This window comes from Polaribacter sp. BM10, assembly GCF_002005425.1.
GTDB classification, from domain to species: Bacteria; Bacteroidota; Bacteroidia; order Flavobacteriales; family Flavobacteriaceae; genus Polaribacter; species Polaribacter marinaquae.
Genome location: NZ_CP019704.1, coordinates 1,722,304 through 1,745,220, shown reverse-complemented (window position 1 = coordinate 1,745,220; position 22,917 = coordinate 1,722,304). Strand labels below are relative to the sequence as shown.

Sequence of the window (22,917 nt, the reverse complement as noted above, 5' to 3'; positions counted from 1 at the left end):
TATTAGAAATTTGCAGTAGGCAAAAGAGTAAATATGAATTCTACACAATGTTATCACTGTGGCGATTCTTGTAATGATAGTTTAATTACGTTTGATGATAAAAGTTTCTGTTGTAACGGTTGCAAAACTGTTTATGAGATTTTTTCTGAAAACGATTTAACGTGTTATTATAATTTTCAAGACAATCCTGGGGCAATTCCTTTAGAAATTAAAGGCAAATACGATTTTTTAGATTCTAAAGAAATTGCAACAAAATTATTAGATTTTTCTGATGCAAATATCGAAATAGTAACACTTTACATACCACATATTCATTGTAGTTCTTGTATTTGGGTTCTAGAAAATCTACATAAATTAAATGAATACGTTAGTGCATCTCAAGTAGATTTTCCGAAGAAAAAAGTTAGAGTTACATACAATTCTGCTAAAACAACAATTAAAGAAATTGTGCTATTATTAAGTGCAATTGGTTACGAGCCTTACATAAGTTTAGAAGATTATGAAAGCGGAAAAAAAGCAGTTGATAGAAGTCTAATTTACAAACTAGGTATAGCTGGTTTTGCATTCGGGAACGTAATGTTTTTATCTTTTCCGGAGTATTTCGAAGTCGATGGTTTTTGGATAGAAAAGTATAAGAACATTTTTAGATGGTTAATGTTTTTCTTTTCGTTACCTGTAGTTTTTTATGCAGGTAAGGATTATTTTATTTCTGCTTATAAAGGTTTACGATCTAAAATCTTAAATATTGATGTGCCGATAGCATTGGGTATTTCGGTGTTATTTATTAGAAGTTCTGTAGAAATAATTTTCGATTTAGGAACCGGTTTTTTTGATAGTTTAACCGGCTTGGTGTTCTTTTTGCTATTAGGTAAATTTTTTCAGCAAAAAACTTACAATTTCTTGTCTTTTGAACGTGATTACAAATCGTATTTTCCTATTGCGGTCACAAAAATGACTAAGGATAATCAAGAAGAAACCGTACAGATTTACGACGTTGAAAAAGGTGATCGACTATTAATTAGAAATGAAGAATTGATACCTGTAGACGGAATTTTAATAAACGGAAATGCAGATATTGATTATAGTTTTGTTACTGGAGAAGCAGAAGCGGTTTCAAAAAAATCTGGGGATAAACTTTTTGCAGGTGGTAAACAACTTTCTGGAAGCATAGAAATGGAAGTTTTAGCATCGGTTTCGCAAAGTTATTTAACTCAATTATGGAGTAACGATGTTTTTCAAAAAGAGCACAAGTCGCATTTTAAAACAATAACAGATAGCATTAGTAAAAATTTTACAATTGCAGTTTTGGCAATTGCGTTTACAGCAACATTATTTTGGTTATTTATAGATGTAAACAAAGCATTAAACGTTTTTACGGCAGTTTTAATAATTGCTTGTCCTTGTGCAATAGCATTAGCGGCGCCATTTACTTTAGGAAATATGTTGCGCATTTTTGGTAAACAAAAATTCTATTTAAAAAATGCCACTGTAATAGAGCAATTGGCAAATATAGATTCAATAATTTTTGATAAAACAGGTACATTAACAACGCACAAAGAAAATACAATTTCTTATGATGGTATTAAGTTAAATACTCTTGAAAATAGAATTTTAAAAAGCGCTTTAAGATCTTCTAATCATCCGTTAAGTAGAACTTTATACAATACATTTTCTACGTTAGAATCTTTACCAATTTCTAAGTATGATGAGGTTATTGGTAAAGGAATTATAGCAACTTATAATAACGAAATTTTAAAATTAGGATCTTCTAATTTCGTGTTAAATTCTAGTGAGTCTTCTAATTTAGATACAGCAATTTATATCAGTTTTAATGGCGTTTATAAGGGGAAGTTTACTTTTAAAAACTCTTACAGAAAAGGAGTAAATGGATTATTTAAATCTTTAAAAGATAAATTTAGTTTATCTGTGGTTTCTGGAGATAATGAGGGAGAGAAGTCGTACTTAGAACAAAATCTACCAAAAGAAACCACGCTTTTATTCAACCAAAAGCCAGAAGATAAATTAAATGTTATAGCACAGCTTCAAAAAGAAAACAAAAAAGTGGCTATGATTGGTGATGGTTTAAATGATGCTGGCGCTTTGGCACAAAGTGATGTAGGTATTGCTTTATCAGAAAATATCAATGTTTTTTCACCTGCTTGCGACGGAATTTTGGATGCATCAAAATTCTCTAAAATAGCAACGTTTATTAACGCATCTAAAAAGGCTATTAAAATTATAAAGTATAGCTTTTTACTGTCTTTATGTTACAATTTAATTGGTTTGGGTTTTGCAATTACAGGTAATTTGATGCCCGTTATTGCAGCTATTTTAATGCCTTTAAGTTCTATTAGTATCGTAATCTTTACAACAATTTCTACCAATATTTTGGGTAAAAAAATAAAATAATATGCAAAATTCTTTAATTCAGAAATATAATATTCCGGGTCCTAGATATACAAGTTACCCAACAGTTCCTTTTTGGAACAAAGCCGGAATCGATAAAAATGTTTGGATCAATTCCTTTAAAACTTCTTTCAAAGAAAGCAACTCATCCGAAGGAATAAGTATTTACATTCATTTACCATTTTGCGAGAGTTTATGTACTTTTTGTGCGTGTCATAAGCACATTACGAAACGTCATGAAGTAGAAGAAGAATACATAGAAACTGTTTTAAAAGAATGGAAGTTGTATGTTGCTTTGGTTGATGAAACGCCAATAATTAAAGAGTTGCACTTAGGTGGCGGAACACCAACTTTTTTTTCGAAAGAAAATTTAGAATATTTAATGGATGGTGTTTTTTCAATTTCTAAAAAACATCAAAATGCAGAATTTAGTTTCGAAGGACATCCAAGTAACACTACAAAAGAGCAACTACAAACTTTATATAATTGTGGTTTTAGAAGGGTAAGTTTTGGTGTGCAAGATTATAATGAAAAAGTTCAGAAAGCAATTCATAGAATTCAGCCGTTTGTAGAGGTAGAAAATGTTACAAATTGGTCTCGTGAAATTGGGTATACATCTGTTAGTCACGATTTAATTTTCGGATTGCCTTTTCAAACCAAAGAAAACGTAATTGATACCATTAATAAAACCAAAGAGTTGCAACCCGATAGAATTTCTTTTTACAGTTACGCACATGTACCTTGGGTAAAAGGAGTAGGGCAAAGAGGTTTTAATGAAAATGATTTACCTGCAAACGAAGAAAAAAGAGAACTGTATGAAATAGGTAAAGAACTTTTTGCTGCTTTAGGCTATGTAGAAATTGGTATGGATCATTTTGCTTTAAAAACAGATAGTTTATACAAAGCATCAGTAGATAAAACATTGCACAGAAACTTTATGGGGTATACCGCTAATAAAACACAATTAATGGTTGGTTTAGGTATGTCTGCAATTTCAGATTCTTGGTATGCATTTGCGCAAAATGTAAAAACTGTAAAAGAATATCAGCAAATAGTAAACTCTGGCGAAATTCCAATTTTTAGAGGACACCTTTTATCCGAAGAAGATAGAATTATAAGAAAACATATTTTAAATATTATGTGTCATTTTTCTACTTCTTGGCAAGAAGATGCCATGAAAATTAAAAATATAGAAAACCATTTGATTTTACTTAAAGAAATGGAGAATGATGGTTTAGTTGTAATTAAAGAAAATTCACTTTCTGTGCCAGAAGAAGCAAGACCTTTCGTTAGAAATATTTGTATGGCTTTTGATGTGCATCTGTTAAAAAACAAACCAAAAACACAATTATTTTCTATGACAATTTAAAGATAAATTTTAAACATGACAAATGTCATATTTTAAGAAATGTATCAATATTATTTTTGTTGTATCAATTATCAGGCAAGATATGAGCGTAATATATTTACTACTTACACTAAGTATTTTAGTGGCATTAATATTTTTTATAGCATTTATTTATTCAGTTAAAAAAGGGCAATACGATGATTCGTACACACCTTCTGTACGCATGCTTTTTGATGATGAACTAATTATAAAAAAACAAGAAAAATCAACTTTAGACTAAATTTTAAATTATGGAAATGCAACAATTTTATTACGATAATAAAATCGTAAAAAAATTCATCTACGCAACATTACTTTGGGGAATTGTAGGATTCTCTGTAGGTTTATTGCTAGCGTTTATGTTTTTATTCCCAAACGTAACAGACGGAATTTCGTGGTTAAGTTTTGGGCGTTTAAGACCTTTACATACAAATGCAGTAATTTTTGCCTTTGTAGGTAATGCAATTTTTGCAGGTGTTTATTACTCTTTACAACGTTTGTTAAAAGCAAGAATGGCAAGTAACTTTTTAAGTAATTTTAACTTTTGGGGTTGGCAAGCAATTATTGTAGCTGCCGCAATTACATTGCCATTAGGTTATACTTCGTCTAAAGAATATGCAGAATTAGAGTGGCCAATAGATATTGCAATAGCTTTAGTTTGGGTTGCTTTTGGTGTAAACATGATCTGGACTATTCTACAAAGAAGACAAAGACATTTATATGTTGCAATTTGGTTTTATTTAGGAACTTTTGTTACCGTAGCTGTTTTACATATTTTTAATAGTTTGGCATTACCAGTAGGTTTTTTAAAGTCTTATTCTGTGTATGCAGGTGTACAAGATGCTTTGGTGCAATGGTGGTATGGTCACAATGCAGTTGCTTTCTTTTTAACAACTCCGTTTTTAGGATTGATGTATTATTTTGTTCCAAAGGCTGCAAACAGACCTGTGTATTCTTATAGATTATCTATTGTTCACTTTTGGTCTTTAATATTTATTTATATCTGGGCAGGACCACACCATTTATTATACACTTCATTACCAGATTGGGCACAAAACTTAGGTGTTGCATTTTCTGTAATGTTAATAGCGCCTTCTTGGGGTGGAATGATAAACGGACTGCTAACATTAAGAGGAGCTTGGGATAAAGTAAGAACAGACCCTGTTTTAAAGTTTATGGTAGTTGCAATTACGGGTTATGGTATGGCAACTTTTGAAGGTCCGATGCTTTCTCTAAAAAATGTTAATGCAATTGCACATTTTTCTGATTGGATTATTGCACACGTACATGTTGGCGCATTAGCTTGGAATGGGTTTTTTACTTTCGGAATGTTGTATTGGTTAATTCCTAGAATGTTTAAAACTAAATTATACTCAACAGGTTTGGCAAATTTCCATTTCTGGATTGGTACTCTAGGTATAATAATGTACACTTTACCAATGTATGTAGCAGGTTTTGTACAAGCTTCTATGTGGAAACAATTTAATCCGGACGGAAAATTAACTTACGGAAACTTCCTAGAAACTGTCAACGAAATTATACCAATGTATTGGATGCGTGCTATAGGAGGATCTTTATTTATTGTAGGTGCAATTGTAATGTTGTACAACGTTGTTAGAACTGTAAAAGCAGGTGTTGGCGTTACAGACGAATTAGCAGAAGCCCCAGCTTTAACAAAGGTTTCTAAATACAGAACAAAAGGAGAAGGATGGCATACTTGGATTGAAAGAAAACCAATTAAATTAACATTATATGCTACCGTAGCTATTTTAATTGGAGGTATTGTACAAATTATACCAACTTTATTAGTAAAATCTAATATACCAACAATTAGCAGTGTAAAACCTTATACACCATTAGAATTAGAAGGTAGAGATCTTTACATAAGAGAAGGTTGTGTTGGCTGTCACTCGCAAATGGTAAGACCTTTTAGAAGTGAAGTAGAACGTTATGGAGAGTATTCTAAAGCAGGTGAATTTGTGTACGATCATCCTTTTTTATGGGGAAGTAAACGTACTGGGCCAGATTTACATAGAATAGGGCAGAAGTATAACGATAGTTGGCACCTTAATCATATGTACGATCCACAAAGTACATCCGAAGGTTCTATAATGCCTGCATATAAATGGCTGGTAAGAAACGAGCTAGATAAATCGAATACAGAAAATAAAATGAAAGCAATGGTAACATTAGGTGTACCATATACTGATGAAGAAATTTCAAATGCGCAAGCTAATATGTTAGCTCAAGGTACACAGATTGAAGAAAATCTATATTCAGACCCGGATTTTGCAAAAACTTATGAAGCTGATAAAAAATATGCAAAAGATAATGGCGAAGCTTTTATAGAAATGAAAAACAGAGAAATTGTAGCGATTATAGCTTACATACAACGTTTAGGTACAGATATAAAAGTTAAAGACGAACAAAAACCTACTAAAAAATAGAAATTATGTTTAAATTTTTAAAAGGACATTTAGAGAGCATAACCGGTATAGAAATTTACCCAATGATATCATTACTTATATTTTTTACTTTTTTTGTTGCCTTATTTTGGTGGGTTTTTACAGCCAAAAAAGAGTACATCAGTAAAGTAAGTAGTATACCATTAGATAACTAAAAAGTAAAAAAATGAAAAAATCATTTCAATCTACAGTATATGTAATTTTTGTAATTGTTACGTTTATAACGCTTGCAAAATCGTTTATGGTGTACGAAAACCCATTTAGTTTTTACGAGAATCCGCTGGTTTGGTTGGCCTTAATTGGTTTTGTTTTAGTAGTTGTTTTAAAAGAAGTTGTTAATGTTTTAGCAATTAAAAGAGCTACAGAACTGCAAAACGAAAAAGATGGTATTGTGCCAGAACCAAGCAACGCTTGGATTCAAAAATTATTAAAATCTTGGACCAAAGCAAAAGCAATAGAAGAAGAGCAAGAAATAGTTTTAGATCATGATTACGACGGAATTAGAGAATTAGATAATTCGCTTCCGCCATGGTGGATTTATATGTTTTATGCAACCATAATTTTCGCGGTTGTTTATTTAGTAAGATTCGAAGTTTTAGATGGAGATAATCAGGTTGTAGAATATAATAAGGCGGTTGCAGAAGCAAAAGCAGCGTTAAACAAATACAAAGCCACGGCTAAAGATTTAATTACAGCAGAAAATGTAACACTTTTAACAGATGCTAAAGATTTAAGTAGAGGTAGAGCAGTGTTTAATTTAAACTGTGCTTCTTGTCATCAAAAAGATGGTGGAGGTTCTATTGGACCAAATTTAACAGATGAATATTGGATTTTAGGTGGAGGAATTAAAAATGTCTTTGCAACTATTTCTAATGGTGGTAGAGATGGTAAAGGAATGATTGCTTGGGATAAAACATTAAAAACTGCAGATATTGCAAAAGTAGCAAGTTATGTTCTAACCCTTCAAGGTACAACACCTGCTGTTGCTAAAGCACCACAAGGAGAAATCTGGACAGAAGAATAATACAGAAAAAGGAAAAGTAATTTAATAGTTAATTTTTATGGATAAGCCCAAGAACGAGTATTTTAGAGATAGTATTGCGACTGTTAATAATGAGGGAAAGCGTTCTTGGGTATTTCCTAAAAAACCAAGCGGATTTTTCTATAAATACAGAACTTACGTTAGTTATTTTTTATTGCTTTTTTTATTATCTGCACCTTTTATAAAAATTAAAGGCAACCAATTTTTATTGTTTAATGTGTTAGAAAGAAAATTTAATATTTTCGGATTTCCTTTTTGGCCACAAGACTTTCATTTATTAGTTATTTCAATGATTGTTGGTGTTGTTTTTGTAATTCTCTTTACGGTTGTTTTTGGTCGTATTTTCTGCGGATGGATTTGTCCGCAAACCATATTTCTCGAAATGGTTTTTAGAAAAATAGAATATTGGATTGATGGTGATCGAGGAAAACAAATCCGTTTAGATAAACAACCTTGGAATGCAGAGAAAATTAGAAAAAGACTCTTAAAATGGTTTGTGTTTTTTATAATTTCTTTTTTAATCGCAAATGTATTTTTAGCATATTTAATTGGTGGAGATACACTAATAAATTACATAACTGGTAATCCTTTAGATAATATTAGTACATTAATTTCATTAACAATTTTTACCTGTGTATTCTATTTTGTGTTTGCTTGGTTTAGAGAGCAAGTCTGCATAATTGCTTGCCCTTATGGTAGATTACAAGGTGTATTGTTAGATAATAAAACAATTAATGTCACCTATGATTATAAGAGAGGCGAAGGAGAAAACGGTCGTGCAAAATTCAGAAAAAATGAAAATAGAAATGCTTTAGGTAAAGGAGATTGTATCGATTGTAAACAATGTGTAGTTGTTTGTCCTACAGGTATAGATATAAGAAACGGTACACAGTTAGAATGCGTTAATTGTACAGCTTGTATAGATGAATGCGATCATATGATGGAGAATGTTGGTTTACCTAAAGGATTAATTAGATATGCAAGTGAAGATAACATTGCAAAGAAAAAACCTTTTCAGTTTACAGCTAGAATGAAAGGATATTCTGCAGTTCTGTTAATTTTAACAGGTATTTTAATTGGTATGCTATTTCTAAGAAACGACGTAGAGGCAAGAATTTTAAGGCTACCAGGGCAATTATATCAGCATAAAGAAAATAATATCATCAGCAACGTTTATACGTTTAAGGTGATAAATAAAACAACAAAAGATATTACAGATGTTAGCTACAAATTGTTATCTCATAAAGGAGAAATAAAATTAGTCTCTAACAAAAACTTTGTAGTACCAAAACAGGGTTTAGCAGAAGGTACTTTGTTTATCGAAATTAATCAAGCAGCTTTAAAAGGTGATAAAGACAAGCTAGAAATTGGCGTTTACACCAAAGGAAAATTAATAGAAACGGCTAAGTCTAGTTTTTTAGGACCTAGAAGTTATAAATAATAAGATTATGAAATTTAATTGGGGAACGGGTATTGTAATTGCAATTGTGGCTTTTATGGGGTTTATTTTGTACTTCGTAATAACTATGAGTACTAATAATTCTTACAGCCATGATTTAGTAACAGAAAAATATTACCAAAAAGAATTGGGTTTTCAAAATGAAATTAATGCAACACAAAATGCAAATAATTTAGAAGAGAACGTAAAGATTTTAAAATTTAATAATGATTTAAAAGTAATATTTCCTGCAATATTTAATCCTAAAAAGATTCAAGGAAAAGTGTTCCTATACAGACCATCTAATAAACAATTAGATTTCGAAATTCCTATTTCGATTTCTAATTCATATTTGCTCGTGCCTGAGAAACGTTTGTTAGGTGGTCGATGGAACATTAGTGTTGCTTTCAAATACAATGATAAAGAATATTTAGTAAAACAAGAAATAGAATATTAATGTTAATATCTGCACTAATTTTTGGTTTATTGGGTAGCTTTCATTGCATTGGTATGTGTGGGCCAATAGCATTTATGTTACCAATAGATAGGCAAAATAAAACCAAAGGTTTTCTGCAGGTTATGATTTATCATTTAGGTAGATTATTAACATATGCATTAATTGGTTTTTTGTTTGGACTGTTGGGTAAAGGTTTTTATTTCTTCGGATTTCAACAGCAAATATCAATTATTGTTGGTGTACTTATGATTTTATTTATTCTATTTCCAAAGCTTTTTCATAAAATTAAATTTTCTAAAAAAGTAAACACTTTATTGGCGCATCTAAAAAATACTTTAGGTAAAGAGCTAAAAAAGAAAAGAAACGATACTTTTTTTACAATAGGTTTTCTTAATGGATTTCTACCTTGCGGATTAGTTTATATGGCTTTATTTGGTGCTTTGGCAACTAAAAATGCTTTAGAAGGCGGTCTGTATATGTTTTTATTTGGTTTGGGTACAGTGCCGTTAATGACCTCTGTTGTTTTCTTAGGAAACTTTGCAAAAAGAAGTTTAAAGAAATCAATTCAGAAAGCAATACCTTATGTTGTTGTTTTTATAGGTTTATTATTTATTGTTAGAGGTCTTGGCTTAGGCATTCCGTATGTATCACCAAAACCAATTTTAGACATTGTTTCTAATAATACAAGTTGCCACTAAATATTTGAATAATTTCTAAAGAACAACTATTATTTTTTATTTTTAACTGTGTTAAAACTTATTAGAACAAAGAATTCTTAAAGATTTTTATAATATATTTGATTTTCTTAAAAAACGCTATTGGCTTAATGAAGTTTACAAGTATTAAAATCTGTCTTTTATTTATTGTTCTATTTTCAATAAAAAACCAAGCACAAGAGACGTTACCAATTTATACAGATTACTTATCAGATAATGTTTTTTTAGTACACCCTTCTGCAGCAGGTATTGGTAATTCTAGTAAATTAAGATTAACTGCAAGACAACAATGGATTGGTGTACCAAATGCACCTGCATTACAAACGGTAAGTTTTCATACCAAATTTGGCGAAGAATCTAATGCTGGTTATGGTTTGGTTTTATTTAATGATAAAAACGGATTTCACTCTCAGCAAGGTTTACAAGGTGCTTATGCTTATCATTTACCAATTAGTACAAGTAGTATGTTTCAGCAATTATCTTTTGGTTTGGCTTTTTCTTTTGTACAAAACCAATCAGATCAAAGAACATTTTCTGGAGATAGACCAGGTGTTGTTAGTCAAATTATAGAAAGTACAAGTTACTATAATGCAGATTTTAGTTTGGCTTATCACAGAGGAGGTTTGTCTTCTTATTTTACAGTTAAAAACTTATTCTTAACGGCAAAAAACAATTTGAATGTTCAAGAACCTTTAGATTTAAGAAATTATATTTTATCCGTTGGTTATTATTTCGGACAAGAAAGATTTGTACAATTTGAACCTTCTGTAATGTTGCAAATAAGAGAAGGAACTAAAGAAAGAATTGCAGATCTAAATTTTAAAGCTTACAAAACTTTTAAAAACACGCAATTTTGGGCAGCACTATCTTATAGAAGAAATTTTGATGCAAGTAGCGAAGATAACTCTTCTTACATCTCGCCTTTAATTGGTGTAAATTATAAGAATTTGATGTTTTCTTACACGCATACAAAGCAATTAAACGATGTATTATTCGCAGAGAATGGATTTCATCAAATTTCTATAGGTTTTAACTTATGGACAAGAGAACCAAGAGGTGCAGCTTGCCCTAATATAAATGCAAGTTACGGTAGCTTTTAGAAATCTTTTTCTATTACTTCTATACCATCATCAACAATTAAATTCTTTAATGCAGTCTTATCTTTGTTGATGTAAATAATATGGGATGCTTTTTTAGCATCTTTTTTAATTAGATTGTTTTTCTCTAAGATAGCTTTCGTTTGTTTGGCAACTGCTTCGCCAGAATCTATAATTTTAATTTTAGATCCTACAATTTTTCTAATTTGAGGTATTAAATATGGATAATGAGTACAACCAAGCACCAAAAAATCGATATCATTTTTAATCATAGGGTTCAGGTATTGAATAAGTAAATCATTCATTTCTTCTGAATGTAATTTTCCAGCTTCAATTAGTTCTACAAGTCCTTTACCTATCGTTTCTTTAATCGTAATATCTTTAGATATAGTTTTAGATGTTTTTTCAAATAAATAGCTGTTTAGCGTTCCTTTTGTTGCTAAAATTCCTATAATTTTAGTTTTTGTAATTAAAGCAGCTGGTTTTATAGCGGGTTCTATTCCTATAAAAGGAATTGCATATTTTTCTCTTAAAAAATCAATTGCATTTGTTGTGGCAGTATTACAAGCAACAACAATTATTTTACAATTTTTAGCTAATAAAAATTCAGTATTTTTAATACACAATGCAATAATTTCTTCTTTAGTCTTTTGACCATAAGGGGCATTTTTACTATCAGAAAGGTAGATTGTGTTTTCAAAAGGCAAAAGCGTTATCACTTCTTTTAATATTGATGTGCCACCAACACCAGAATCAAAAAAACCAATAGAATTATTGTTAGATATCATATGCGTAAAAATAAAAAAACCTACTTAAAAAAGTAGGTTTCTTATATAATTTAAAAAGTAGAAATTATTGTCTTGCTTGTTGTGGCTTTGGTAAATCTTTTAATAAACCTAATTTAGCTTTTACAGCGCTATATAAATCTTCTCCTTTTTTTACGATTAAACTTTTAGCATCAAGAACATATAAAATTCCTTTAGATGCAGCAGCAGATTCAATTGCTTTTTCAGCTTTTTCTACAATTGGCTTTAAACCATCTGCTTGTTTCTTTTGCATTTCTTGGTAAGCAGCTTGTTGTGCTTGATCAAATCTTGCCTTGTCTACTTGTACTTCTTGTGCTCTTTGCTTGTTAGTAGCTTCTGTTTGTGTTGCTTGCTCAGCAGTATATTTTTGAACTTTAGCTTCTAACTTTTTCTTTAAACCTTCAATTTCATTTTGGTACGATTTACCTAATTTTTCTAAAGTAGTAGATAATGCTCTTGTTTCTGGCATATTATCTATAACTCTTTGGTAATCTACATGACCTATTTTTTGTGCATTCGCAACACCAGCTACTCCTAAAGTAAATACAGCAATTAATAGTAATGTTTTAAAATTTTTCATTCTTGTTTTTAATTTAATTATTATTCTCTTGTTTTTCTTGCTCTTTCTTTGCGTCTTCTTTTTTCTTTCTAAGCGCTTCTTTCTTTTTTCTAAGCAACTCTCTTTTTTCGTCTCTTTTCTTTAACAGTGCTTGTCTTCTCTCTTCTGCTAATTTTTGCTTTGCTTCTTTATCAGATAGTTTTTTTGCAATTACTGCTTCTTTTTTAGCTATTGCAGTTTTTTGTTTATCTGTTAATTCTTTTGGCGCACTTGCTTGTTTCTTTTTAGCATTTTTTTGATCTACTAACCTTGTTCTATCAATAGTTGCTAAAACGAGGTCGCTAATATCGTATTTTTTATTTGAATATAGCATTACTAATTCACTAGATTTATCAAAAACAAAATCGTATTTTTTTCTAGCAGAAATACTTTGTATTGCATTGTAAACTTGGTCTTGTATAGGTTTTACTAATTGTTTTCTTAATAAAAACATATCACCTTTAGGTCCAAAATACAAAGATTCTAATCTTCTTAATTCGTCTTGTTTTAATGCTATTTCTTCTTCTTTTTCTTCTATAAGATCTTTTGTAAGAATAGCTTTTTCGTTTGCTAAATCAGTTTTTAGTACTTCAATAAATCTTGCTTCTTTATCTAATTTTTGTCGCCACTTTACTACTTTTTCGTCTAAAGTATTTTGTGCTTCTAGATATTCAGGAACATTTTCTAGAATGTATTCCATATCTATGTAGGCAATAATTTGATTTCTTTGAGCGCAAGAAATACTAACTGTAAATAAAAGAACTGTAAATAAAAATATTTTTTTCATTCGTTTAGTATTTAGAAAAAACCATGCCAAAAAAACTTTAGTCTTAACAAATGTACAGTTTTCTTAGAATTGTCTTCCGATAATAAAATGTGTTTGCCAACCAGATTTTTCTATTTGACCAGGTAATGGATCGAACCCATGAGCAAAATCGATACCTAATAAACCAAATGCAGGCATAAAAATTCTTACACCTAAACCAGCTGACCTTTTTACGTTAAACGGATTAAATGTTCTAAAATTGTCATAAGAGTTACCAGCTTCTAAGAAACCTAAAGTATAAATAGATGCAGATGGTGAATCTGTAATAGAATACCTTAATTCTAATTGAAATTTATTATAAATGGTACCTCCAGAAATAGAAGATAATCTGTTGTTTTCATATCCTCTTAAACCTACTGTTTCTCTACCGTCTAACTGAAATTGAGCTATTCCGTCTCCACCAACAAAGTAACGTTCAAATGGTGTTTGACCTAATTTATCACTATAAAATCCTAAGTAACCCATTTCAGCATTCGTCATCAACACTAATTTATCTGTAAATGAAGTATACCATTTACCTTTAGCATTTAATTTATAGTATTCTAACCACTTATATTTATCTGCTAAAAAGTCATTTTGCTCTTCTGCTGTTAAATTATCTGGTTGATTGTAATCTTTATCTGTAAATAAAGAATATGGAAGTGTCGCTTTAATTCCGAAAGAAAATTCTGAACCGTAAGTTGGGAAAATTAAACTTGGTCCTGAAGAATTTCTTGTTAAGTTAATATTATAAGATAAGTTATTTAATGTACCATTGTCTAAAACATTGTCTCCAACTCTAAAACCATAATTTTTTAATTGAAAACTTTGGTAAGAAATTGTCTGTGATAACTGAAAGAAATCATCTGGCCATTTTAAACGTTGTCCTAAACCAATAGAAGCACCTGTAATACCTAGTTTTCTACTTCTGTCTACATCAAAAGTTTGAGGGTCTAACTGAAACTGATTTGATTGATAAATAGAAAATGATAAAGATTTTGGAGTTTTACCACCAAACCATGGTTCTGTAAAAGAAAAACTATATGTGTTAAAAGTTCTACTAGATTGCAGTCTTAAAGATAATTTTTGACCGTCACCAGTTGGTAATGGTTTGTAAGCTTCTTTATTAAAAATGTTTTTTATAGAGAAGTTGTTAAAAGATAAACCTAGTGTTCCTATAAAAGAACCACCACCATAACCACCTTGTAATTCTATTTGACTACCACCTTTTTCAATTACGTTAAAATTGATGTCTGTAGTTTTATCTCCGTAATTTGGCGTTACATCAGGTGTTACATTTTGATCAAAAAATCCTAACTGACCTATTTCTCTAATAGATCTAATGATTTCTCTTCTACTAAATAAATCTCCTGGTTTTACACGTAATTCTCTAAAAATTACATGATCGTTTGTTTTGTCATTACCAGAAACAGTAACCTTTTTAATTCTTGCTTTTTCGTCTTCTCTAATTCTAATTTCTACTGTAATAGAATCGTTTTCTACTTTAGTTTCTACTGCATTAATTTGAGAGAATAAATAACCATTGTTTTGGTATTCCGAAGAAATATCAAAAGAAGTAGGGCTTCCGTCTCCGCTAACACGTTCTTTTAAAACAGCACCGTTATAAATGTCTCCTTTTTCAATCCTTAAGACTTGCTGTAATTGCTCGTCTGTATATTCTTTGTTACCAACAAATAATATTTCTGCAAAGCGATATTGTCTACCTTCTTCTAAATCGATATTAATGTCTATTGTATTATCATCATTCCAAGAAATTCCTTCTTTTAAAATACGAGCATCTCTATAACCTTGTCTGCTGTAAAGATCTAAAATGCTTTCTAAATCTTCTTGATAATCTTCTTCTATATATTTAGAGCCTTTCCAGAAACGACCAAAAAATTTCTCTTTGGTGTTTTTCATAGCACCTCTTAATTTTTTATCTGAAATAGCGTCATTTCCATTAAAGTTGATGTCTTTAATTTTAATTTTTTTCCCTTTATCTATAAACACAGACATGTTTACGATATTAATATCCGAAGTATCTTTTTGAACATCTAAAGAAACTTTTGTTTTTAAGAATCCTTTATCTGTATATTTTTTTCTGAAATAATTTTTAGAGGTAACTAATAAGTTGTCTGTTACCATTTTACCAAGTTTTAATTCGGTTTCTTTTAAAAGTTCTTTGGCTTTAGACTTCTTAATTCCGTTTATTTTAACTTGATTTAGCTGAGGTAATTCTTGTACATCTAGTTGCAGATATACTGTATTACCATCAATTTTTGCTAAATAGACATCTACGTCACTAAATTGGTCACTTTCATAAAGTTTTTTAATAGCACTTGTAAGCTTGTCTCCTGGCAGCTTTATTGTCTGCCCGTATCTTAATCCTGTAAAAACTCGAACTGTTTCTTCGCTAAATTTTTGAAGACCAGTTACAGTAATACCGCCTAAAATGTATTCTTGTCCTTTAACGAACGAAGCTTTTTTAGTGGATATGGTATCCTTTTTAATTATAGATATACTATCTTTTTTAACTTGAGCATTTGCGCTGTAAGTAGAAAATAGTGCTGTAAACACTATTGCTGCAGAAAATAATTTCATAAAAAATTTATTCTGTAATTTGTTCGCTTGTTTTTCCAAATCTTCGTTCTCTATTCTGGTAATCTATAATTGCATCATAAAAATGCTCTTTTCTAAAATCTGGCCAAAGTACATCTGTAAAATATAGTTCGGCATATGCCAACTGCCACAATAAGAAGTTACTAATGCGTTGTTCTCCGCTAGTTCTTATCATTAAATCAACGTCTGGCAAATTAAATGTATATAAATGATTATTTATAGTATTTTCATCTATTTCTTCTAAATTAAGTTCTTTATTAACAACTTTTTTAGATATATTTTTAATTGTATTAACAATTTCTTCTCTAGAACCATAACTTAAAGCCAAAGTTAATACGATTCTAGAATTGTTTTTTGTCTCTTCAAATACTTCTTTAAGAGCTTTTTGTGCTTTTTTAGGAAGACTTGTTATCAATCCTACAGCATTTACCTTAACTCCGTTTTTCATAAAAGTTGGTAATTCCTTTTTTAAAGAATTAACTAATAAAGTCATTAATGAGTCTACTTCTAACTTTGGTCTGTTCCAGTTTTCTGTAGAAAAAGCATATAAAGTAATTGCTTCTATTTTGATTTCTGCTGCAGCTTCAACAGAGTCTCTTACTGCGTTAAGTGCATTTCTATGACCAAAAATCCTATTCATTCCTTTACCTTTTGCCCATCGGCCATTGCCATCCATAATTATGGCAACGTGTTTTGGAACTCTTTGTAAATCGATACGTAGTTTTTTATCCATATTTTAAAATCCTTGTGTGTAACAAGCGGGTCTACCAAAAGTATAAATTAAAGATACTCCGGTAAACATATACCAATCATTACTATTACCTTCTATATTGTAATTTAAATTGTCTTCTGTTAGATAATCTAAATCATCTTCAAAAGTATATCTAAATTTACTTTCTATAGAAAATGCAAAATTACCACTTAATTTAGACTTAAAGCCCAAACCTATTGGTATCGCAAAAGATGTTTTTTTATCAAAAATATCTTCTCCTGCAGTAGTTTGTTCTCTAATATAAGAGTAATTAAATGCTGCAAGCTCAATTAAAATGTATGGTGTCCAAGTTTTATCTTCTGATGAAATATCATATTCATAAAAATTAAACTCCATTCCTAAAGCAATTTCGCCTATTGTATTTGTAAAATTTAATCCTCTATTTCTTCTAAAGTCTGTATCTGCATTCTTATCATTTCCTTTAATCGGTAAATAAGAAAGTGTGCCTTTAAAAGCAATTCTAGGATTATAATTATATTTAAAAAAAGCGTTACCTGCTAATTGATTAGGGTATATGTAATTGGTTCTACCAACATCACCAACGTAATTTGTGCCTCCTAAAGAAACACCAATTTCATACACTTGCCCAAACATTATTGCAGATAGGCTAACAAATACGATAAATAAAATACTTTTTTTCATTCTAAAAAATAGCGAGCAAATATAGGAATTTCAATTTGCTTTATAAAGTTAATACTCAGTCTTTTTTGAATAACCTTTTTTTTTAGGTTTTATTGTAGTTAGTGCGTTAAAGATTTGTTGCGTTTCTTGTGTCTTCTCCCCAAAGTAATTTGCTTCTAAGAGTTTGTAAAAAAGATTGATTATTTGGAATGATACTTTTTATGGTGAACGGTGCTTTTTCTATAAAAACTTTTGTGTTTTCGGAAACTGTTGTAATTCTAGAATCTAATGAAATTAAAAAGTCTTTTTCTCTTGAATCTACTTCTAATTGTATCGAAGTTTGGTCTGAAATTACCATCGATCTTGCATTTAAATTGTGTGGCGCAATTGGCGTAATTACCAAGTTTTTAGAATCCGGAGAAATCACAGGTCCATTGCAACTTAAAGAGTAACCAGTAGAACCTGTTGGCGTTGCTATAATTAAACCATCTGCCCAGTAATTTGTTAAGTATTCGTTATTAAGATTGGTTGTTACACCAATCATAGAAGTCGTGTTTTTTCTGGCAATTGTAACTTCGTTTAAAGCAAAATTAAGTTCAGAAAATTCTTTTGTTTCGGGTGCTGTTTTAACAGCTAAAAGAGTTCTTTCTTGGGTAGTGTATTCTTCTTTTAAAATTAATTCTACACTTTCGTTAATCGTGTTTTTATTGATGGTTGCCAAAAAACCTAATCGACCGGTGTTAATACCTAAAAGCGGAATGTCTAAATCTCTAATGTAGGTTACAGCTCTTAAAATTGTACCGTCTCCGCCAAGTGTAAACATCAAATCGAAAGAATTGTCTAAATCTCTAAAATGAGAAAATGTTTTGAATTTATTATCAAGAATTGTTCCTTCTACAAGCAAGTTGTAAAACTTTTCTTCAATAAAGCACTCGATATTATTTTCTTCTAAAATTTTTAAAAGAATTTGAATTTCTTTTTCTGCTGATATAGAATATGATTGGCCGTAAACTGCTACTTTTTTCAAACTTGTAAAATATTTAATATTTTAAATTGTGTTTCTTTTTAATAATTTCTTAGAAATTACATTTCAAGATATTTCTGTAAATAATCAGACCTATTTTTTAAATCTTCTAAATAAATATCGTTTTCGTGTGTAGAAATTATTTTATAGTCATAACGTCTAAAGGTATGCATAACTTCATTGATATCTTCTGCTTTAATTTTTAAAGTTACTTGCACATTGCCTTGAGTTTTTTCAGAAACATATAATCCTAATAATTTACCACCATTAGATTCTACTATTTGCGATACTTCGCTCATCGAATAATCATTTTCATTTTTTTGGATAATTAAAGTTTCACTGTCTTCTATCATAAAAGGACTTGTAGAAAAAACATCTAAAACATCACATAAATCGTAATAACCAATATATTCTTTTTCTTTATTAAGCACCGGAATAATCGTTGTGTCATTATCAGCAAAAATCTTTAAAAGTTCTAAAACTGTTGCTTTTTCATCGGCAAAAAAAGAATTTAACAAATGTGCATAACCAACTAATTCGTCAGATTTATTTTCTATTGTTTGTATGTCGTCTTGCGCAAAACATCCTAAAATCTTGTTATTTTCTACGACGGCAAAATGTGTTATTGGAAAATTATCGAACAATTTTTGTGCAGCCTTTACACTGCTTTTTAAGGTTAAAGGCTTTATTTCATTTAGTATATAGTCTGTAATATTCATGCTTTACGAATATAGGATAAAATGATTTAATAATTTATCTTTGTTGTCTAAATTAAGACGATGACAAAGTTAAGTGTTAATATTAATAAAATAGCAACTTTAAGAAATTCTCGTGGCGGAAATGTGCCAAATTTACTAAAAGTCGCAGCAGATATTGAAAGTTTTGGTGGACAAGGGATCACAATTCATCCAAGACCAGACGAAAGACATATAAAATACCAAGATGCTAGAGATTTGGTTTCTGTGGTTAAAACAGAATATAATATTGAAGGAAATCCAATACAGTCTTTTATAGATTTGGTGTTAGAAACAAAACCAACTCAAGTTACACTTGTACCAGATGCAATAGACGCTATTACATCTAATGCTGGTTGGGATACCATAAAACATCAATCTTATTTAAAAGAAGTAATTCAAGAGTTTCAACAAAATGGTATTAGAACTTCTATTTTTATTGATACAGATTTAAAACTGATTGAAGCTGCAGCTAAAACAGGTACTGATAGAATAGAATTATACACAGAAGAATTTGCAACACAATACGATTTAGGAAACAAAGAAGCAATTAAATCTTATACTAACGCAGCGATTTTAGCACATGATTTAGGTTTGGGTATAAATGCTGGTCATGATTTAAGTCTAGATAACATAAAGTTTTTTAAAGAAAATATACCAAACTTAGCAGAAGTTTCAATTGGGCATGCGCTTATAGCAGAAAGTCTATATTTAGGTTTAGAAAATGTTGTAAATATGTATTTACACAAGTTAAAATAGTTTAAACCTTAAATAAAACTTTACATGTCTAAAGAAATATTACATGCCACAGTAAAAGGAGAAGGTTTTCCTTTGTTAATTTTACATGGTTATTTTGGTATGTCAGATAATTGGAAAACTCTTGGAAATAAGTTTTCAGAAGATTTTGAAGTACATTTAATAGATCAAAGAAATCATGGTAGAAGTTTTCATGAAGATGAGTTTAATTACGAAGTTTTAGTTGAAGATTTACATCGATACATTTTACATCATAATCTACAAGAAGTTTATTTGCTAGGGCATTCTATGGGCGGAAAAACAGTAATGCAATTTGCTGTAAATTACCCGGATTTAGTTAAAAAACTAATTGTTGTAGATATTTCACCAAGGCAATACCAACCGCATCATAATGCTATTTTAGCAGGATTAAATTCGATAGATTTTAAAGTAGAAGATTCTAGAAGTAAGGTTGATAAGAAGTTGTCTAATTTAGTGCCAGATTTAGGTGTTCGTCAGTTTTTGTTAAAAAACGTGTATTGGGTAGAAAAAGGTAAATTGGCTTTTAGATTTAATTTAGAATCTCTAACAATAAATAATCCAGAAGTTGGTGCAGCATTGCCTCCGTTTACTGTATTCGATAAAGAAACCTTGTTTTTAAAAGGAGAAAAATCAAATTATATTACAGAAGATGAAGAGGCTATTATAGAAGCACATTTTCCAAGTTCAAAAATTGCTACAATTAAAAATTCCGGACATTGGTTGCATGCAGAAAATCCGAAGCAATTTTACAGCGAAGTTTGTGCATTTTTAAATTAAACAACAAAAAGCTGTATCAATAAAAATATTCATGAAAAAACTAATAGCATTTGTATTTTTTCTTAGTTTCGGACTTTCTTACGGTCAGAAAGATTCTATGAATTTGAATTTAAGAAAAGATAGTGATAGAGATTTTTGGCAAAAATTCACATATGATTTAGGTAATATGGCCGGCGGAATGGGCTATGCATATACTAGACCTCTGTATTGGAAAAAGAAAGATTATGCAAATTTAGGATATGTAGCAGCAGGAACAGCAGCTTTGTATGTAATAGATGATAATGTAGATAATTGGGCAAATGGTTGGCGAAACGATGTACCAAGATGGTTAACAAACTATGGAAATGATATTGGTAGTCCGAATAACAATTTTATGCTAACTGGTGCTGTGTATTTAACAGGTTTGTTTACAGAAAATCCCAAATTAAGAAGAACTGGTGTTTTATTGATATCGTCTGCAGCTGCTTCTGGTTTATTACAGCAAGTTTCTAAACGAATTATTGGTAGAGCAAGACCAAGAATAGATGTTGGTAAAAGTTCTTTTGATCCTTTTCATATAGATAGAGTTTTTAATTATGATTCTTTTCCTTCTGGACACACCATGTTAGGTTTTACAAATGCTTATGCAATTGCGAAACATTTTGAAAGTCCGTGGATAAAAGCAGGCTTATATACTGTTGGCTCAATACCAGGTATTGCAAGAATTATAGATCGTTTTCACTGGATTTCTGATGTTGCATTTTCTACAGCAATAAGTATTTTTATTGTTGAAGCCATAGATCGATTTTTAGATACAAAATATGATCAAAAATATAATGACCAAAGATTTAAGAAAAAAGTGGTTTGGAATTTACAAGTAACACCACAAAGTTTTGGTGTTACTATGAATTTTTAGGCAATCTCACCTCTTTGAGGTTTTAGAGCGTCTCTGTAAATTTTCATATCTTTTTCATCAACCGTTATAAATGCAGCACAAAGCATAGGGTTTTGCTCTATAATATCAATTTCGTGAAAGTTTAATTTTTCTAGTTCTGCAAACTCTTTTAAGTGTATTGTGTGGTGTTTGGCAGTTTCTTTTGCGTCTTCACCTCTAAAATCCCATAATAATTTTATTTTTCTACTCATTGTCTAAGAATTTATAAAAATAAATAAGTTTCCAGATTTAAAACTTATTTCTATGTTGTTGTCTATTGCTTTATTTCGAGTGCCAATTCTTTTACCAAAAATTAAATCTTCATTTAGTAAAGAATATTGTAAGCCTTTGGTTGAAATTTCTTTTGCTTCAGGAAAAGGTATTAAAGAAATTGTTTTGCCTTTACAATTCGTTAAAATTGTTTTTTTATCAGCTAAAAAATAACGACCATGATTATCATAAAAAGTAAGTTTTAACTTTTTTTGCCATTGAATAGAGGTGTGTAAATTTCCTAAAAAATGATCTTGTTCTTTTCCACTAGCTCCAAAAATATCAATTGTAAAAAAACCTTTGTCCAATAGAATTTGTAGCATTTTGTCAAAATCTGTAAAATCTTGATTTGGTGTATGAACTACTTCAATATCCTTTGGTAGGTTTTCTAAAGAATCAAAATCTCCCGTAATAAAATTTGGTGTAATGTTTTTTTCTTTTAAATATTGATAAGCGCCATCTGTTGCGCAAATAATTTCATATTGCGATAGATTTGGTAATTTAGATGGCTTTTCACCATTTAATAATAAAAAAACTTTTTTGGTTTTCATGTAATGCAAAAATACCCATTTCTTAACAAATGAAATGGGTAGGAACTTCAATAAAAAAAAAGAAGTCGATTATTTTTGTTTTAGTATTATACTGATAATGCCTAAACGTGCAATTAGAAAAGTTAAAGAACCAAAAATAGGAGAATACAAACAAAGTTTCAATCCTCCTGCTAAGATTTTAGTTGAAAAACCTGGAGAAATTGAAAGAGCTTGAAATGCTCCCATTAATCCAAGCATCATACCTAAAAATCCCCAAACCAAAGCAAACAAACTAATAGACTTAATCAATTTTAGACCTTTATCGTTTTTATCGCCTTTAATTAAAACTATTATTGTTAATAGAACACAAATAATTAAGGTGATTAAAATTGTGTACATAAATAATGGTCCTCCGTCACTTAATAAATTCATTGGTAATAATTTCATAATAAGTTGTTTTTAGTAATTAATATGAATCAAATGTATTTTAAATAGACGTTCGAATTTTTAAAAAACGATGTTTGATTATTTAAAAATAGTAGACAACCAAATAATAAGGGTTTTTAACAAAAATAACTTAATTTGGTAGAATAGGTTCGTTTTCTGGTATTTTGCCTTAAAAACTTCTGAGTTTTTAAAAAATATATGATATTGGTAAATTAT

General features: G+C 29.9%; 24 protein-coding genes. 13 read left to right on the top strand and 11 right to left on the bottom strand.

The genetic code is table 11. The features are described 5' to 3' along the window. The first annotated feature begins 33 nt into the window (after nucleotides 1–33). The 10 genes from BXQ17_RS07830 to BXQ17_RS07785 all read left to right on the top strand — a co-directional run bounded on the left by BXQ17_RS07830 (nucleotide 34) and on the right by BXQ17_RS07785 (nucleotide 11,011). The gene (locus BXQ17_RS07830; RefSeq protein ID WP_077810083.1) at nucleotides 34–2,409 is read left to right on the top strand and encodes a heavy metal translocating P-type ATPase metal-binding domain-containing protein; all 2,376 of its coding nucleotides are present in this window, start codon (nucleotides 34–36) and stop codon (nucleotides 2,407–2,409) included. A 1-nt stretch (nucleotide 2,410) separates the two neighbouring features. Beyond that, nucleotides 2,411–3,775: an oxygen-independent coproporphyrinogen III oxidase gene (gene hemN / locus BXQ17_RS07825; protein ID WP_077810082.1), complete on the top strand. Its 1,365-nt coding sequence runs from the start codon at nucleotides 2,411–2,413 to the stop codon at nucleotides 3,773–3,775. 82 nt (nucleotides 3,776–3,857) lie between these two features. After that, the gene (gene ccoS, locus BXQ17_RS07820) at nucleotides 3,858–4,034 is read left to right on the top strand and encodes a cbb3-type cytochrome oxidase assembly protein CcoS (RefSeq protein WP_077810081.1); all 177 of its coding nucleotides are present in this window, start codon (nucleotides 3,858–3,860) and stop codon (nucleotides 4,032–4,034) included. Nucleotides 4,035–4,044: 10 nt separating this feature from the next. Beyond that, nucleotides 4,045–6,240, top strand: coding sequence for a cytochrome-c oxidase, cbb3-type subunit I (gene ccoN / locus BXQ17_RS07815; RefSeq protein ID WP_077810080.1), 2,196 nt, complete (start codon nucleotides 4,045–4,047; stop codon nucleotides 6,238–6,240). A gap of 5 nt (nucleotides 6,241–6,245) precedes the next feature. Further along, the gene (locus tag BXQ17_RS14630) at nucleotides 6,246–6,413 is read left to right on the top strand and encodes a cytochrome C oxidase subunit IV (RefSeq protein WP_077810079.1); all 168 of its coding nucleotides are present in this window, start codon (nucleotides 6,246–6,248) and stop codon (nucleotides 6,411–6,413) included. An 11-nt stretch (nucleotides 6,414–6,424) separates the two neighbouring features. After that, the gene (locus BXQ17_RS07805; protein WP_077810078.1) at nucleotides 6,425–7,282 is read left to right on the top strand and encodes a cbb3-type cytochrome c oxidase N-terminal domain-containing protein; all 858 of its coding nucleotides are present in this window, start codon (nucleotides 6,425–6,427) and stop codon (nucleotides 7,280–7,282) included. A gap of 37 nt (nucleotides 7,283–7,319) precedes the next feature. Beyond that, entirely contained in the window at nucleotides 7,320–8,741 is a 1,422-nt protein-coding gene (gene ccoG, locus BXQ17_RS07800; protein ID WP_077810077.1) for a cytochrome c oxidase accessory protein CcoG, read from the top strand. 7 nt (nucleotides 8,742–8,748) lie between these two features. Continuing rightward, nucleotides 8,749–9,195 (top strand): FixH family protein, encoded by a 447-nt coding sequence (locus BXQ17_RS07795; RefSeq protein WP_077810076.1) that lies wholly within the window; start codon nucleotides 8,749–8,751, stop codon nucleotides 9,193–9,195. Beyond that, nucleotides 9,195–9,893: a sulfite exporter TauE/SafE family protein gene (locus BXQ17_RS07790; protein ID WP_077810075.1), complete on the top strand. Its 699-nt coding sequence runs from the start codon at nucleotides 9,195–9,197 to the stop codon at nucleotides 9,891–9,893. Before BXQ17_RS07795 ends, BXQ17_RS07790 begins: the two co-directional genes overlap by 1 nt. 128 nt (nucleotides 9,894–10,021) lie before the next feature. Beyond that, on the top strand, nucleotides 10,022–11,011 hold the full coding sequence (locus BXQ17_RS07785) for a type IX secretion system membrane protein PorP/SprF (RefSeq protein ID WP_077810074.1): 990 nt from the start codon (nucleotides 10,022–10,024) through the stop codon (nucleotides 11,009–11,011). Here the strand turns inward: BXQ17_RS07785 and murI are convergent. The 8 genes from murI to BXQ17_RS07745 form a co-directional block, all read right to left on the bottom strand. After that, complete coding sequence (murI, locus tag BXQ17_RS07780) at nucleotides 11,008–11,796, bottom strand: glutamate racemase (protein WP_077810073.1); 789 nt, start codon at nucleotides 11,794–11,796, stop codon at nucleotides 11,008–11,010. The two genes, BXQ17_RS07785 and murI, sit on opposite strands and share 4 nt — an antisense overlap. 64 nt (nucleotides 11,797–11,860) lie before the next feature. Further along, complete coding sequence (locus BXQ17_RS07775; RefSeq protein WP_077810072.1) at nucleotides 11,861–12,394, bottom strand: OmpH family outer membrane protein; 534 nt, start codon at nucleotides 12,392–12,394, stop codon at nucleotides 11,861–11,863. Nucleotides 12,395–12,407: 13 nt separating this feature from the next. After that, on the bottom strand, nucleotides 12,408–13,199 hold the full coding sequence (locus BXQ17_RS07770; protein ID WP_077810071.1) for an OmpH family outer membrane protein: 792 nt from the start codon (nucleotides 13,197–13,199) through the stop codon (nucleotides 12,408–12,410). 63 nt (nucleotides 13,200–13,262) lie between these two features. Continuing rightward, on the bottom strand, nucleotides 13,263–15,818 hold the full coding sequence (gene bamA, locus BXQ17_RS07765) for an outer membrane protein assembly factor BamA (protein ID WP_077810070.1): 2,556 nt from the start codon (nucleotides 15,816–15,818) through the stop codon (nucleotides 13,263–13,265). A 7-nt stretch (nucleotides 15,819–15,825) separates the two neighbouring features. After that, nucleotides 15,826–16,569 carry an isoprenyl transferase gene (locus BXQ17_RS07760; RefSeq protein ID WP_077810069.1) on the bottom strand — a complete coding sequence of 248 codons (744 nt, stop codon included), beginning with the start codon at nucleotides 16,567–16,569 and terminating at the stop codon, nucleotides 15,826–15,828. Between the two features lie 3 nt (nucleotides 16,570–16,572). Further along, nucleotides 16,573–17,250, bottom strand: coding sequence for a DUF6089 family protein (locus BXQ17_RS07755; protein ID WP_172830854.1), 678 nt, complete (start codon nucleotides 17,248–17,250; stop codon nucleotides 16,573–16,575). 106 nt (nucleotides 17,251–17,356) lie between these two features. Beyond that, entirely contained in the window at nucleotides 17,357–18,256 is a 900-nt protein-coding gene (locus BXQ17_RS07750; protein ID WP_187661383.1) for an NAD kinase, read from the bottom strand. Between the two features lie 56 nt (nucleotides 18,257–18,312). Next, nucleotides 18,313–18,972 (bottom strand): CBS domain-containing protein, encoded by a 660-nt coding sequence (locus BXQ17_RS07745; RefSeq protein ID WP_077810067.1) that lies wholly within the window; start codon nucleotides 18,970–18,972, stop codon nucleotides 18,313–18,315. 60 nt (nucleotides 18,973–19,032) lie between these two features. On the opposite strand from BXQ17_RS07745, the gene BXQ17_RS07740 reads away from it, so the two are divergent. Genes BXQ17_RS07740 through BXQ17_RS07730 form a run of 3 tightly spaced genes read left to right on the top strand, consistent with a single transcriptional unit; the run spans nucleotide 19,033 to nucleotide 21,436 of the window. Beyond that, nucleotides 19,033–19,746 carry a pyridoxine 5'-phosphate synthase gene (locus tag BXQ17_RS07740; protein WP_077810066.1) on the top strand — a complete coding sequence of 238 codons (714 nt, stop codon included), beginning with the start codon at nucleotides 19,033–19,035 and terminating at the stop codon, nucleotides 19,744–19,746. Between the two features lie 24 nt (nucleotides 19,747–19,770). After that, a complete protein-coding gene (locus tag BXQ17_RS07735) occupies nucleotides 19,771–20,541 on the top strand; it encodes an alpha/beta fold hydrolase (RefSeq protein ID WP_077810065.1) in 771 nt (256 codons plus the stop codon). Between the two features lie 31 nt (nucleotides 20,542–20,572). Beyond that, a complete protein-coding gene (locus BXQ17_RS07730; protein WP_077810064.1) occupies nucleotides 20,573–21,436 on the top strand; it encodes a phosphatase PAP2 family protein in 864 nt (287 codons plus the stop codon). Here the strand turns inward: BXQ17_RS07730 and BXQ17_RS07725 are convergent. From BXQ17_RS07725 to BXQ17_RS07715, 3 genes are all read right to left on the bottom strand, one after another. Then, the gene (locus BXQ17_RS07725; RefSeq protein WP_077810063.1) at nucleotides 21,433–21,666 is read right to left on the bottom strand and encodes a hypothetical protein; all 234 of its coding nucleotides are present in this window, start codon (nucleotides 21,664–21,666) and stop codon (nucleotides 21,433–21,435) included. The two genes, BXQ17_RS07730 and BXQ17_RS07725, sit on opposite strands and share 4 nt — an antisense overlap. Nucleotides 21,667–21,669: 3 nt before the next feature. After that, complete coding sequence (locus BXQ17_RS07720) at nucleotides 21,670–22,275, bottom strand: thiamine diphosphokinase (protein WP_077810062.1); 606 nt, start codon at nucleotides 22,273–22,275, stop codon at nucleotides 21,670–21,672. 69 nt (nucleotides 22,276–22,344) lie between these two features. Then, nucleotides 22,345–22,701, bottom strand: a complete 357-nt coding sequence (locus tag BXQ17_RS07715) for a MotA/TolQ/ExbB proton channel family protein (protein ID WP_077810061.1) — start codon at nucleotides 22,699–22,701, stop codon at nucleotides 22,345–22,347. Nucleotides 22,702–22,917 lie beyond the last annotated feature (216 nt).